The organism is Dietzia cercidiphylli (assembly GCF_039531545.1).
GTDB lineage: Bacteria > Actinomycetota > Actinomycetes > Mycobacteriales > Mycobacteriaceae > Dietzia > Dietzia natronolimnaea.
On the sequence record NZ_BAAAQG010000007.1, the window covers coordinates 459879 to 473036 of the forward strand.

13 protein-coding genes are annotated in these 13158 nt (G+C 70.7%); 5 read left to right on the forward strand and 8 right to left on the reverse strand.

What is annotated here, in order from left to right; all coding sequences use genetic code 11:
- Positions 1–60 precede the first annotated feature (60 nt).
- From ABD250_RS08465 to ABD250_RS08475, 3 genes are read left to right on the forward strand one after another with little or no spacing between them, the layout of a single operon-like run.
- The gene (locus ABD250_RS08465; RefSeq protein ID WP_304813275.1) at positions 61–420 is read left to right on the forward strand and encodes a hypothetical protein; all 360 of its coding nucleotides are present in this window, start codon (positions 61–63) and stop codon (positions 418–420) included.
- Complete coding sequence (locus tag ABD250_RS08470) at positions 417–1382, forward strand: endonuclease/exonuclease/phosphatase family protein (protein WP_344391725.1); 966 nt, start codon at positions 417–419, stop codon at positions 1380–1382. Before ABD250_RS08465 ends, ABD250_RS08470 begins: the two co-directional genes overlap by 4 nt.
- A gap of 15 nt (positions 1383–1397) precedes the next feature.
- Positions 1398–1928 carry a DUF732 domain-containing protein gene (locus ABD250_RS08475; RefSeq protein WP_241730614.1) on the forward strand — a complete coding sequence of 177 codons (531 nt, stop codon included), beginning with the start codon at positions 1398–1400 and terminating at the stop codon, positions 1926–1928.
- A 25-nt stretch (positions 1929–1953) separates the two neighbouring features.
- Here the strand turns inward: ABD250_RS08475 and ABD250_RS08480 are convergent, their stop codons facing one another.
- The 3 genes from ABD250_RS08480 to glnA form a co-directional block, all read right to left on the reverse strand.
- Positions 1954–2763: a DUF1206 domain-containing protein gene (locus ABD250_RS08480; protein ID WP_182611208.1), complete on the reverse strand. Its 810-nt coding sequence runs from the start codon at positions 2761–2763 to the stop codon at positions 1954–1956.
- A 45-nt stretch (positions 2764–2808) separates the two neighbouring features.
- The gene (locus ABD250_RS08485) at positions 2809–3219 is read right to left on the reverse strand and encodes a hypothetical protein (protein WP_179525013.1); all 411 of its coding nucleotides are present in this window, start codon (positions 3217–3219) and stop codon (positions 2809–2811) included.
- A 113-nt stretch (positions 3220–3332) separates the two neighbouring features.
- Entirely contained in the window at positions 3333–4769 is a 1437-nt protein-coding gene (gene glnA / locus ABD250_RS08490) for a type I glutamate--ammonia ligase (protein WP_179525014.1), read from the reverse strand.
- A gap of 221 nt (positions 4770–4990) precedes the next feature.
- On the opposite strand from glnA, the gene ABD250_RS08495 reads away from it, so the two are divergent.
- Positions 4991–5479, forward strand: a complete 489-nt coding sequence (locus ABD250_RS08495; RefSeq protein ID WP_179525015.1) for an RDD family protein — start codon at positions 4991–4993, stop codon at positions 5477–5479.
- A gap of 147 nt (positions 5480–5626) precedes the next feature.
- Here the strand turns inward: ABD250_RS08495 and ABD250_RS08500 are convergent, their stop codons facing one another.
- The 4 genes from ABD250_RS08500 to sucB all read right to left on the reverse strand — a co-directional run bounded on the left by ABD250_RS08500 (position 5627) and on the right by sucB (position 10796).
- A complete protein-coding gene (locus ABD250_RS08500; RefSeq protein ID WP_179525016.1) occupies positions 5627–6382 on the reverse strand; it encodes a DUF4191 domain-containing protein in 756 nt (251 codons plus the stop codon).
- A 145-nt stretch (positions 6383–6527) separates the two neighbouring features.
- Positions 6528–7538 carry a lipoyl synthase gene (lipA, locus tag ABD250_RS08505; RefSeq protein ID WP_182611207.1) on the reverse strand — a complete coding sequence of 337 codons (1011 nt, stop codon included), beginning with the start codon at positions 7536–7538 and terminating at the stop codon, positions 6528–6530.
- 21 nt (positions 7539–7559) lie between these two features.
- Positions 7560–8237 (reverse strand): lipoyl(octanoyl) transferase LipB, encoded by a 678-nt coding sequence (lipB, locus tag ABD250_RS08510; protein WP_182658490.1) that lies wholly within the window; start codon positions 8235–8237, stop codon positions 7560–7562.
- A gap of 84 nt (positions 8238–8321) precedes the next feature.
- Complete coding sequence (sucB, locus tag ABD250_RS08515; protein WP_344391733.1) at positions 8322–10796, reverse strand: 2-oxoglutarate dehydrogenase, E2 component, dihydrolipoamide succinyltransferase; 2475 nt, start codon at positions 10794–10796, stop codon at positions 8322–8324.
- Between the two features lie 313 nt (positions 10797–11109).
- Between sucB and ABD250_RS08520 the strand changes: the two genes are divergently transcribed.
- A complete protein-coding gene (locus ABD250_RS08520; protein ID WP_179525019.1) occupies positions 11110–11475 on the forward strand; it encodes an oxidoreductase in 366 nt (121 codons plus the stop codon).
- A gap of 34 nt (positions 11476–11509) precedes the next feature.
- Here ABD250_RS08520 and ABD250_RS08525 read toward each other — a convergent pair whose 3' ends face one another.
- Positions 11510–13036 carry a leucyl aminopeptidase gene (locus ABD250_RS08525; RefSeq protein WP_344391736.1) on the reverse strand — a complete coding sequence of 509 codons (1527 nt, stop codon included), beginning with the start codon at positions 13034–13036 and terminating at the stop codon, positions 11510–11512.
- Between the last annotated feature and the right edge of the window lie 122 nt (positions 13037–13158).

Here is a 13158-nt window from a genome sequence, read left to right on the forward strand (position 1 = left end):
GGGGTCGGACCAGGGTTGTCACCGATGCGCTCCGGGGCCGCGCGCCGATACCCTGGGGTCATGGCTGTGAAGATGAACCTCACCCTCACCCTCGACGGCGTCACCTACGGTGAGCTGTACGAGTTCGTCGACGCGGTCCGGGCGGCCGGCGTGCCCGCCGACGAACGCGTGCGCTGTCTGGGGTCCGACGACATGGGCGACCGCTTCGAGGTGGAGCTCGGCCCGGACCTGCGCCGGTCCGGGGCGGCCCGCGCGGCCTCGGGTGCGCTCGTCGGGGAGCCGGTCGCGCCCGCCGCGGGACCGTCGTCCTCACCGTCGATCGCCTCGGTGGCGGAGACGGTCCGCTCGATGGTCCGCAACGGTGACGACCTCGACCGTGTGATCGCGGCACTGGGGGACCTCCGCAAGTTCCTGCGGTGAGGCGACCCCGCCCGGTGGCCCGGGCGGCGGCCGTGCTGGCCGCGCTGGTGGCCGCGGCGGGAATCGCACTGCACCACTCGACCTCCGAGGTCCCCGCGGTCCTGGTCCTGGCCACGTTCGCGCTGTGGGCCTGGGCGTTCTCCCTCATCGCGGTCCTCGCGGCGCTGCGCGCCCGCTCCGTGGTGTTGACGGTCGTGGCCGTGGCGCTGGTCGGGGCGGGGGCGGTCCAGTACGGCCCGCTGGTGTCACCCGCCCGTGGGTACGACGACGACGAGGGCGTCGACCTCCGGGTGCTGGTGCAGAACCTGGAGTACGGCGGAGCCGACCCGGTCGACGTGGCCCGTGCCGTCCGCGACGGCGGGGTCGATCTGCTGATCACGGTGGAGGCCACCCCGGAGGCTGTCGACGGTCTCCGCGCGGCGGGCCTCGGCGAGATGCTCCCGCACGAGGCATCCGATGCCGCCCCGCAGGCCGCGGGCGTCGCGGTCTGGTCGCGGTACCCGCTCTCGCCACCCGAGCGGGTCGCCGGATTCAGCCTGGGAGTCCTGCGCACGGACATGGCCGGCCCCGCGGGTCCGGTGACGGTGGTGGCGGCTCACCCCGTCGCGCCCGTGTTCGACGGTCCCGCCGCGGTCGAGGAGGCGGACCGTCTGAGGTGGTACCTCGGCGGGTTGCCCGGACCGGCCCCCGTGGTGGTGGGCGGCGACTTCAACGCCACCTGGGACCACGCCCGGTTCCGCGGACTGCGTGGGCTGGGGTACACCGATTCGGTCTCCGGCGGTGGCGACGGCTGGGTGCCCACGTGGCCAGCCGACGGGCGCGTCCCGCCACTGATCGGCATCGACCACGTGCTCGCGCGGGGAGCGTCGGCGGTGGGGGAGACCAGGACCGTCCGGGTGGGTGGCACCGATCACCTGGGCGTGATCGCGACGGTACGTCTTGCCGGGGACCGGGTCCGTTGACCTACGATGCGCACCATGAGTTCACGCATCCTGACAGCAGCGTCCGGCCTCGGTGCGGTCGCGCTCGCCGTGGTACTCGGGGGTTGTGGCGGGGCGACCGTGGAGGGGGAGGCGCCCGAGGTGGCCACGGAGTCCACCACGACGTCCGCCGCGTCGAGTACCCCGTTCGCCGAGGAGCGACCGGAGAAGCCCACCGGGCCCGTGACACCGCCCCCGCCGCCCGAGCCGCAGCCGGAACCGATGCCGGGGGAGCCCGCGCCGGAACCACGAGCGGACGACACCCCGGCGGCTGAGCCCGCTCCCGTCGCCCCCGGAGGCGGTGACTTCGTCGCGCTGCTGCAGAGGCAGGACGTCGCACTCCCCGAGGGCGTGGATCCGGTGGCCACCGCCGCGGAGGCGTGTGGCCGCTTCGACGGGGGCCAGCAGATGGACGAGGTCTCGGGGTGGCTCGGCGAGTACGGGCGGTTGGGCCCCGAGCAGCAGGGATTCTTCCTCGGCGCCGCCGTGGGTACCTACTGCCCCCAGAACTTCCCCAAGCTCGGCTGAGCCCGGCCGGTGTGAGCCCGGCGTCTCACATCCGGCTGTACTTGGCACGGCCCAGGGAGTAGACGCCGTACAACGCGATCCCGACGCCGGTCATGATGAGCAGGATCTGGCCGAACGGCTGCTCGCCGACCGTTCGCAGCGCGGCATCGAGTCCGCCCGCCTTCTCGGGATCCGCGGTCACGACCGCCGCGATCACCAGTCCGCCGAGGATGACCAGGGCGGCACCCTTGGCGATGTACCCGAGCTGACCGGAGACGACGATGGCCCGCCCGACGTGTCCGCCCCCGGTGCGTTCCAGGTCCTCGACGAACTTCTTGGTGGCGCCCTTGTAGACGTGATACGCGCCCACGCCGATGATCACGAGGCCCACCACGACGAGCGCGACCTTGCCCGGTGCGGAGCCGAGCAGTCCGGCGGTGGTACCGGACGCCGTCTCGGAATCCGAATCGGATCCACCGGAGGCGAACCGGGCGGTGGTCACGCCGAGAGCGAGGTAGACGGCGGCCTTGGCGCCCGCCTTGACCCTGTCCGAGGCCTCCTCCGATCCCAGGATCATCTCGATGACCTGCCAGAGACCGAGGGCGAGGAAGCCGATCGCGCCGACCCAGAGGAGGGCCTGGCCACCCGGTGCGGAGGCGATCTCGGCGAGGGCACCCGAGTTGGACGCCTCCTCTCCGCCCGATCCGGTCGCGATCCGGATGGCGATCCACCCGATGAGCAGGTGGAGGATCCCGTTCATGACGAAGCCCGCGCGGGCCAGCCACTCGAGGGCGGGATGGTCGACGGCGGAGCGGGCGGCGCCCTGAACGGAGCGAGGGGAACTGGGTGTCTTCATCTCAGCACTCTCCCACGAGCTCGGCTTCCCCACGACCTCGGCGGTTCACCACTCGATCTCGCCGAGGACGTCGTTCCGCCGACGGAGCTCGGCCAGCCGCTGTTCGGCCGCGCGGTGCTCCTCGGAGCGGCGGCGGGCCTGTTCGGCGAGTGCGTCCGCCTCGACCTCGGCCAGGAGGAGCTGGAGACGGTCCTTCTGTTCGCGCAGTGTCTCGACCGAGGTGTCCATCGCGATGAGCTTGCGTGAGCCCGCGCTGGCATGGAGGAACGGGTTCCGTTCGAGGATCAACCTCGCCTCCTCGGGGTCGAGCACCCGCGACAGCTTGAGCAGCACGGGGTAGCTCTCGCCGTCGCCGCCGGTTCCCGGTTCGTGATCCGGGTCCAGGGCGGCCGCGACCACCTTGAGTGGTCTGGCCCTCGGGGAGGCGCTCCGGAAGTCCACGTCGTCTGCGTCCACGAGCTCCCGACCCCTTCCGTTCCCCGCCTCCTGGCGTTCCCCGGTCCTGGGTCAACCGTAAACGCCCCGGCCACAGGGGCCGGGGCGTTTCAACGATTACGCGAGCTGCGGGATCAGCAGTCGTAGTACAGGTCGAACTCGTGCGGGTGCGGACGCAGGTTGACCGGGGCGATCTCCTTCTCCCGCTTGTACTCGATCCAGTTCTCGATCAGGTCCTCGGTGAACACGCCACCCGCGGTGAGGTACTCGTGATCGGCCTCGAGGCGGTCGAGCACCGCGGAAAGCGAGGTGGGGGCCTGCGGGATGTCGGCGGCCTCCTCCGGCGGGAGCTCGTAGAGGTCCTTGTCCACGGGGGCGTGCGGCTCGATCTTGTTCTTCACGCCGTCCAGGCCCGCCATCATCATCGCGGCGAACGCGAAGTACGGGTTGCCCGACGAGTCGGGGCAGCGGAACTCGATGCGCTTGGCCTTGGGATTGTTGCCCGTGATCGGGATACGGACACAGGCCGAGCGGTTGCGCTGCGAGTACACCAGGTTGATCGGTGCCTCGTAACCCGGGACGAGCCGGTGGTACGAGTTGATCGTGGGGTTGGTGAACGCGAGCAGGCTGGGCGCGTGGTGGAGGATGCCACCGATGTAGTAGCGGGCGACGTCCGACAGTCCCGCGTAGCCGGCCTCGTCGTGGAACAGCGGCTTGCCGTCCTTCCACAGCGACTGGTGGGCGTGCATGCCGGAGCCGTTGTCACCGAAGAGGGGCTTGGGCATGAAGGTCGCGGACTTGCCGTTCTTCCACGCGGTGTTCTTGACGATGTACTTGAAGAGCTGGATGTCGTCGGCCGCGTGCAGGAGCGTGTTGAACTTGTAGTTGATCTCCTGCTGGCCACCGGAGCCCACCTCGTGGTGGAAGCGCTCGAGCTCGAAGCCGGCGTTGGTGAGGTTGGTCGACATCTCGTCGCGCAGGTCGACGAAGTGGTCGTAGGGCGCCACCGGGAAGTACCCGCCCTTGGGGCGGACCTTGTACCCGAGGTTCGGTGAACCGTCGGCCTCGGACTCGGCTCCCGTGTTCCAGTTGCCGGCGATCGAGTCGACCTCGTAGAAGCCGTGGTTGGTGCCCGAGCCGTAGCGGACGGAGTCGAACACGAAGAACTCGGCCTCGGCACCGAAGAAGCAGGTGTCGGCGATGCCCGTGGAGATCAGGTACTCCTCGGCCTTGCGCGCGACGTTGCGGGGGTCGCGGCTGTAGGCCTCACGGGTGAAGGGGTCGTGCACGAAGCAGCTGATGTTCAGCGTCTTCGCCTTGCGGAACTGGTCGAGGCGAGCGGTCGACACGTCCGGCAGGAGCATCATGTCGGACTCGTGGATCGACTGGAACCCCCGGATGGACGAGCCGTCGAACGCCAGGCCGTCCTCCATCATGTCCTCGTCGAAAGCCGCGGCAGCGATCGTGAAGTGCTGCTCGGCGCCGGGCAGGTCGGTGAACCTGATGTCGACGTACTCGACGCCCTCGTCCTTGATGAACTTGATGACCTCGTCCGGAGTGGAGAATGCCACGATGTCGCTCCTCGTCTCTCTGTGCGACGGGCAACCGGTGCCGCCCGTCGTGCGGTGACCTCACGATATGGGCGAGGTGTTGCCCGGCCGTCAACCGAATGTTTCGGCAGTGTTACAGAGGCGGGCCGGGTGGTGTCCCTCCCAATAGGGGTCAGCCTAGTCAACCACTGCGGGGGAACGTCGACACGGGGATCGACCGGGCCCCGGTTACCCTGGGAACCATGCGTGAACTTGCAGGATCATGGCTGTCCGGCCCGACCTCGTCCGGCAACGAGCCGGAGCAGGCCTTCAAAGGTGAGCGGCTCGGGCTGCCCCGGTACGGCGAGGGCTCTCTCGCGCCGCTGGGGGTGCGTCTCGGCGCGCTACTGGTCGACTGGTTCCTGGCCTACGGGTTCGTGGGACTCGTCGTCACCCTCGGTGGACCGGGCCTGCTCGGAGGCGAGACGTTCTCCGCCGTGGCCAGTTGGGCGACTCCGCTGCTCTGGGGCCTGTCCGGCGTGGTGTGCGTCTGGCTCTTCGCCCAGACGCCCGGACAGGCACTCTTCGGGATCGGCACCGCACGGATCGACGCCGACGAGCGGGTCGGTGTCCTCCGTGCGATCGTCCGGGTCGCCTTCGTGTTCTTCCTGCTGCCTCCCCTCGTCCAGGACGAGGACGGCCGCGGCCTGCACGACAGGGCGACGGGTACGGCGCTGATCCGGACCCGGTGACCCCGGAGCTGGTCCCGGTGGGCCCGGTGGGCCCGGAGGCGGATCCGGGGATCTGTTCGCGCTAACCCGTCGGCGCGGCCGGCGAGTGCGACCAGCGCGGCCGGCGCGACCAGCACGACCGGTGGGCGTGACGGGCTCCGGCCCCGGTCAGCCCCGTCGCCGGGCGCTGCGCTGCATGTTGCGGACCTTCGCGCCCTGGGGGAGCGGGCCCTTGGGCATCTGGTTCTGGATGCCGGTCTTGGTGCCCAGCGCACGCAACCGGGTGTCCAGGGCGTCGACCTTGGCGCGGTTGATGTTCATCGGGTAGCGGGTCAGGCGACGGTTGAGCTTGCGCAGCGGGACCTGTTCAGGGGTCGTCCCCTCCTCGTCGCCGACGATCAGCTCATAGATCGGGGTATCACCGACGACCCGGGCGACCTTCTTCTTCTCCTGCAGCATGAGTGGCTTGAGCCGGTGCGGCTGCCCCTCGCCCACGAGGACGATCCCGCATCGGCCGACCACGCGGTGCACGGCGTCGAAACTGGTCGTCGCCGCGACGGCCTGATTGACGCGCCAGCCCGATCGGAGCTGATCCAGTGCCCACGCCGCCGCACCGGGCTGTCCTTCGGCCTTCGCGAACACGGTGTTCTGGACGCGGCGGGAGAAGATCACCATCGCCAGCATCAGACCGGTGAGGACACCGAGTGGGAGCATCCACCACTCCCCGCCCCAGAGCGAACCCAGGAGGAAGAACGCGGCGGTGGAGAGGATCAACGCGCCGATCATCAGGGGCCACAGGAGTTTGTCCTGCTTGGACTGGATCTTCAGGGCCTCCCACATCTGCCCGCGCTGCGCTTTGCTCGCCTGCCGCCGTGCAGCCCGAGCCGCCTTCTTGTCCGCCTTGCTGACCTCGCTCTTCGCCATACCGTTCAGGATACGTGGCGGGGACCACCGTTCGGGAACCGCGGTTCGCCGCAGGGGTGGACAGGGCGAGCAGGACGGGTGGCGCGGCTGAGTCGGCCGGGTGGCCCGGCTGAGACGGCCGGGTCGGACGTGGGCCCGCGGGGGGTCAGGCCCGGGCGCGCGCCAGCACGGACGAGGCCTCCTGCGAGGCGGCGCCCCCGGAGGTCAACTGCGCGAGGTGCTGCGGAACCTCCTGGCCGCGGTGTTCGAGAGCCTGGACGTAGAGGCGACCGGCCCGGTACGAGGACCGCACCAGTGGACCGGCCATGACCCCGGCGAAACCGATCTCGCGCGCCTGGTCGGACAACTCCACGAACTCCTCCGGCTTGACCCAGCGGTCGATGGGATGGTGCAGCGGACTGGGCCGGAGGTACTGGGTGATGGTGAGGATGTCGCACCCCGCGGAATGCAGGTCGATCATCGCGTCGACGATCTCCTCCGTGGTCTCACCCATCCCCAGGATGAGGTTGGACTTGGTGACCAGCCCGAAGTCACGGGCGGCGCGGATCACTCCGAGGGACCGGTCGAACCGGAACGCCGGCCTGATGCGCTTGAAGATCCGGGGGACCGTCTCCACGTTGTGCGCGAGCACCTCGGGCCGGGACTCGAAGACCTCCGCGAGCTGATCCGGATCCCCGTTGAAGTCGGGGATCAGGTTCTCGACGCCGGTGTTGGGGTTGAGTTCGTGGATCTTGCGGACCGTCTCCGCGTACAGCCACGCGCCACCGTCGTCGAGGTCGTCCCGGGCGACGCCGGTGATGGTCGAGTACCGCAGGCCCATCTCGCGAACGGACTCCGCCACGCGCCGCGGCTCGTCCCGGTCGAGGGCACTGGGCTTGCCCGTCGCGATCTGACAGAAGTCGCAGCGTCTCGTGCACTGTTCGCCGCCGATGAGGAAGGTGGCCTCGCGGTCCTCCCAGCATTCGTAGATGTTGGGGCAGCCGGCCTCCTCGCACACCGTGTGCAGGCCGCCGGTCTTGACGAGGCCCTTGAGTTCCTTGTACTCGGGGCCCATCGTGGCCCGGGTCCGGATCCAGGAGGGCTTCCGCTCGATCGGCGTCTCGGCGTTGCGGGCCTCGATGCGGAGCAGTTTGCGGCCTTCGGGAGTGACAGTCACGGCCGCCAGCCTACGCTCGAATCACCCCACGGGTAGTCGACCGTCGAGCGCCTCCACCACGTCGGAGGTGACCTGGTCGAGGACCTCCGAGACGGGGACGTCCCGTCCGAGTTCGGCCGAGAGGGACGTGACCCCGGCGTCGACGATCCCGCAGGGGACGATCCGCGAGTATGCATCGAGATCACAGTCGCAGTTGAGCGCGAAACCGTGCATCGTCACCCCGCGCTGGACACGGATCCCGATGGCGGCGATCTTGCGCTCCGGCCGGCCGTCACCGGCCGGACACCACACCCCGGACCGGCCGTCCACCCGGTCGACCTCCACCCCCATCCGGGCGCACGTGGTGATGAGGGCCTGCTCCACCCGGCGGACGTACTCGACCACGTCGATGGGGTTCGACAGGGCGATGATCGGGTACCCGACCAGCTGCCCGGGTCCGTGCCAGGTGATCCGACCACCCCGGTCCACGTCGACGACGGGGGTCCCGTCGACCGGGCGATCCGACGGCTCTGTGCGCTTCCCGGCGGTGTACGTGGCCGGGTGTTCCAGGAGCAGGATCGTGTCCCCGCGGGCTCCGTCGGCACGCTCCTGCGCGAGCGTTCGCTGCAGCTCCCAGGTAGAGGTGTACTCGACGGTGCCGAGGCGGCGGATCTCCGGCTCGACCGGATCGCGGCGCAGGGACAGACCGGTGTGGGACATGCCGTCCACTCTAGGCCGAAGGGTCCCGCAGACGACGACGGGCGCCCTCCCGGAGGAGGACGCCCGTCGCGCTGTCGTCGGGACCTACAGTCCGAGGTCTCCCTCGAACTCGGCCTTCTGCAGACGGTCCTTGACCGTGGTGAGGAAACGACCGGCGTCCGCGCCGTCGATGAGACGGTGGTCGTAGGTCAGCGGCAGGTAGCCCATCGACCGGATGGCGATCGACTCGCCGTCGTCATCGGCGTCCACCACGGGGCGCCGCACGATCGCGCCGGTCCCCAGCATCGCCGCCTGCGGCGGCACGAGGATCGGGGTGTCGAACAGTGCACCCTCGCTCCCGATGTTGGTGATGGTGAACGTGCCCCCCTGGAGGTCGTCCGGGGTGAGCTTGGACGCCCGCGCCCGCTCCGCCAGGTCGATGATCGCCTTGGCGAGCCCCGGGATGTCCAGGTCCTGGGCGTCGCGGATGACCGGTGAGAGCAGCCCCGCCTCGGTGTCCACGGCGATGCCGAGGTTCACCGAACCGTGGTAGGTGATCTCGTTGGTGTCCTCGTCGTACGACGCGTTGACGTTCGGGTGCGAGACCAGGGCCTCGACCACCGCCTTGGCGTAGAACGGCAGGTAGGTGAGCTTGACGCCGTGCTCGTCCGCGAACCGGCTCTTGGTCCGGGCCCGCAGTTGAGCGACGCGGCTCATGTCCACCTCGAAGACCTGCGTGAGCTGCGCGCTGGTCTGCAGCGACTCGCGGGTCTTCTTGGCCGTGATCTTGCGGATCCGGTTGGCCTTCTTGGTGGTCCCGCGCAGCTCGGCCAGTTCGGGTCGGACTCCGGCCTTGGACGGGCCGCCTGCCGGGGCCTTCTTCTCCGCGGGGGCCTCGGTGCCGCCCTCGGCGCCAGCCTCGGCCGCGGCGAGGACGTCCTGCTTACGGATGCGTCCGCCGATCCCGGTGCCCGTGACGGATTCCAGGTCCACGCCGTGCTCCTGCGCGAGCTTGCGCACGAGCGGGGTGACATAGGGGGAGGTACCGGAGCCGGAGCCCGTGGCGCCGCCCTCGTTCTCCGTCCCGTTCTCCGCCGCGGCGAGCACGTCCTGCTTGCGGATGCGCCCACTGGCCCCGGTGCCCTCGACGGTCTCGAGGTCGACACCCTTCTCCTCGGCGAGCGTCCGCACCAACGGGGTGGGGGACGGCGAGGTGCCGGACTTGGCGGCCTCCGCCGGTTCGGCCCGCTCGCCCTGCGCGCCCGAGGAACCCGGGCCGTCGGCCGTGTCCGCGTCCGCGGACTTCTCGGCCTTGGCGGCGGCCTTCTTCGCCGCCTTCTTCTCGGTCTTCGGGGTCCCGCCCGCGGCGTCGTCCTGCTCCGCAGCGCCGGCAGCGTCGGTGGCATCGCCCTCCGCCTGCGCGGGGGCGTCATCCGGACGGGTGGACTCGGCGGCGTCGGACGTCCCCTCGTCGGCGGGCTCGTCGTCCCGGTCGGAGGAGTCGCCGTCGCCGATGACGGCGAGGACGGCACCGACCTCGACGGTCTCGTCCTCGTCGGCGACGATCTTCTGCAGGGTGCCGGCGACGGGGGAGGGGATCTCGGTGTCGACCTTGTCGGTGGAGACCTCGAGCAGGGGCTCGTCCATCTCGACGGTGTCGCCCACGGCCTTGAGCCAGTTGGTGATGGTGCCCTCGGTGACGGATTCGCCGAGTTCGGGCATGGTGACCTCGGTGCCCTTGCCGCCCGAGCCCTTGCCGCCCGAGCCGCCGGAGGACGTCGCGGGCTTCTCGGCGGGTGCCTCGTCGGCCTCCGCGGAGGTGTCGGCCTCGTCGGCATCGTCATCGGAGTCGTCGTCGACATCGTCGTCGGAGGAATCCTCCGCCGGCTCGTCGGCGTCGGCGGGCTCGTCGTCCTGGTCGGAGGAGTCGCCGTCGCCGATGACGGCGAGGACGGCACCGACCTCGACGGTCTCGTCCTCGTCGGCGACGATCTTCTGCAGGGTGCCGGCGACGGGGGAGGGGATCTCGGTGTCGACCTTGTCGGTGGAGACCTCGAGCAGGGGCTCGTCCATCTCGACGGTGTCGCCCACGGCCTTGAGCCAGTTGGTGATGGTGCCCTCGGTGACGGATTCGCCGAGTTCGGGCATGGTGACCTCGGTGCCCTTGCCGCCCGAGCCCTTGCCGCCCGAGTCGCCGGAGGACTTCGCGGGCTTCTCGGCGGGTGCCTCGTCGGCCTCCTCCGTGGAGGTGTCGGCCTCGTCGGCATCGTCATCGGAGTCGTCGTCGACATCGTCGTCGGAGGAATCCTCCGCCGGCTCGTCGGTGTCGTCCGATCCACCGGAACCGTCGTCGATGACCGCGAGTTCGCCGCCGATCTCGACGGTCTCGTCCTCGTCGGCGACGATCTTGGACAGCGTGCCCGCGGCGGGCGACGGGATCTCGGTGTCGACCTTGTCGGTCGAGACCTCGAGCAACGGCTCGTCGACCTCGACGGTGTCCCCCTCCTTCTTGAGCCAGCGGGTGACGGTGCCCTCGCTGACGGATTCACCGAGAGCCGGCATCTGTACGGAGAAGGCCATGGTGTCGTGACTCCTCAAGAGTTCTGGGCGCTGCCCGCCGGCGCGATCCGCACCCGCGTGAGCGGCGACATGGTGGTGGGCTATCGATTCTTCGAGACGACCCGGGACGGAACCACTGTGGCGGCCCGCCCGGACGATCGACCCCCATTGTGCCCTGTGCCACCTACCGGTGTCGGCGGACGCTCCGATCCCGGCGTCTGTGGGCGCCCGATCCGCCCGGCGGCCGCGCGATCACCGGTGCTCGGGCTCGGTACGATCGATTCGGCGTAGACGGCCCCACCCCGGACGGGGGGCCGACGGGAGGAGACCGACAGTGGCGATCCGCGATCTTTTCCGGCGGCGGCAGACGCGGATCCCCGCGGATCCCGCCGACCTCGCCCACTTCCGATCCTGGTGCGAGACCCGGGTGGGGATCGAGGCGTACCTGGAGCCCGAGACCCTCGTGTCGGTGCCCGGGCTCCTCCTCGTCGCGTTCGACGGCGAGTGGACGCGACGCCCGGTGGGGGACGTGGCCACCGCGCGCAAGCTCGCCGACGAGCTCAAGATCCCCCTCTACGACGCGATGGAGACCGGGTACCCGGACCGGATGCGGCTCTTCGAGGAGGTCCGCATCTCCCGCGAGCGCAAGGAGAGGGCCCGCCGGCTCCGCGAACAGATGCGCGGAGCCGACGAGGCCTGACCGGCCGCGGACGGGTCAGCCGCCCGCGGACGGGTCAGCCGGCCGCGGCGATGTCCTCGAGCACCGCGAGCATCGTCCGGACGGGGACACCGGTCCCGCCCTTGGGCAGGTAGCCCTCGGCGCCGCCGTCGTTGTAGGCCGGGCCCGCCACGTCGACGTGGGCCCACTCGACGCCCTCGGCGACGAACTCGGAGAGGAACAGGCCCGCGGAGAGCATGCCGCCCCAGCGGTGCGGGGTGACGTTGGTCAGATCCGCGACCTGGGAGTCGAGGCCGTCGCGGAGCTCCTCGGGCAGCGGCATCGGCCAGCCGCCCTCGCCGACCCCCCGGCTGAGCTCGGCCACCCGGTCTCGGAACTCCTCGGTGCCCATGACACCGGGGGACTTCTTGCCCAGTGCGACCATCTGCGCCCCGGTGAGCGTGGCGGTGTCGATGAGGTGGGACGGCGAGTCCTCGCACGCGCGGACGATGGCGTCGGCCAGGATCAGCCGCCCCTCGGCGTCGGTGTTCTGCACCTCGACCGTCGTCCCGCCGTACATGGTGAGCACGTCGCCGGGCCGGTACGCGGTCGAGGACGGCATGTTCTCGGCCATCGGGACGGTCGCCACCACGGTCAGGTCGAGACCGAGCCGGGCGGCCAGGATGACGGTCGCGACCACGGCGGCCGCACCGCCCATGTCCATCGTCATCTGCTCCATGCCCGCGGCCGGCTTGATGGAGATGCCGCCGGTGTCGAAGGTGACGCCTTTGCCCACCAGGGCGACGGGCGGCCGGTTCTCGTTGCCCCGGTGGGTGAGTCGGACCAGGCGTGGTGGCCGGGACGACCCGCCGCCCACGGCCAGGATGCCGCCGTATCCACCGTCGGCCAGGTCGGCCTCGTCCATGATCTCCACCTCCAGGCCCGCGGCGGCGGCGAGCTCGGCGGCGCGGTCCGCGAAGGAACCGGGGAAGAGCAGGTTGGGTGGGGTGTTGACCAGGTCGCGGGCGAGGCCGACGCACTCGGCGATGGTGGCGGCACGGGTCACCGCGTCCTCGCCGCCCTCCGCGACGAACACCTTCACGGTGTCCGCCTTGTCGTCGTCGTCGTTCTTCGCCGTGACCTTGGCCGGCCGGAACGATCCCAGCGCAGCCCCCAACGCGACCGCCTCGGCGCGCCCGGCGTCGAGCAGGACCAGTGCGGAGCCCAGCCCACGGCACGCGCGCGCGGCGGCGCCGGCCGCCCGGCGGAGCGTCTCGTCGTCGACCGCATCGTCTGAGGACCCGAGCCCGACGAGTACCACGGACCGGCCGGGGACGCCCTCCGGCGCCGGGACGCGCGTGGTGGACCCGACCTTGGTGGAGGCCCCGACGGAGTGGGCCAGCGTGGCCAGCGCCGCGGTGACCTCGCCGTCGAGACCGGGGGCGACGACGACGGGGGCCGCGTCCGAACCGCCGTCGGCGTCACCGGGGTCGGCGCCCGCGGCGATACCGACCACCACCACCTCGGACTCGACAGGCGTCGTGACGGCCTCGATCGCGGCGAGGTCCGGGCTGTGGGTGAGGATCGACTGCGCGGTGGGCATGAAAGCACTCCTGGTGGTCGGCGGGGACGTACGGGACGTGTCAGATGCCCTGATGACGTGGCGGGACCGCCACGGCCAGGGCACCATAGTCTATCGACTACCGTGGGAGCGGAGCCGTACTG

Coding starts and splice junctions, on each gene's coding strand:
- ABD250_RS08480 (WP_182611208.1), bottom strand. CDS start 2,763: ATGAAGACACCCAGTTCCCCTCGCTCCGTTCAGGGCGCCGCCCGCTCC.
- sucB (WP_344391733.1), bottom strand. CDS start 10,796: ATGGCCTTCTCCGTACAGATGCCGGCTCTCGGTGAATCCGTCAGCGAG.
- ABD250_RS08500 (WP_179525016.1), bottom strand. CDS start 6,382: ATGGCGAAGAGCGAGGTCAGCAAGGCGGACAAGAAGGCGGCTCGGGCT.
- lipB (WP_182658490.1), bottom strand. CDS start 8,237: ATGTCCCACACCGGTCTGTCCCTGCGCCGCGATCCGGTCGAGCCGGAG.
- ABD250_RS08475 (WP_241730614.1), top strand. CDS start 1,398: ATGAGTTCACGCATCCTGACAGCAGCGTCCGGCCTCGGTGCGGTCGCG.
- ABD250_RS08525 (WP_344391736.1), bottom strand. CDS start 13,036: ATGCCCACCGCGCAGTCGATCCTCACCCACAGCCCGGACCTCGCCGCG.
- ABD250_RS08495 (WP_179525015.1), top strand. CDS start 4,991: ATGCGTGAACTTGCAGGATCATGGCTGTCCGGCCCGACCTCGTCCGGC.
- ABD250_RS08465 (WP_304813275.1), top strand. CDS start 61: ATGGCTGTGAAGATGAACCTCACCCTCACCCTCGACGGCGTCACCTAC.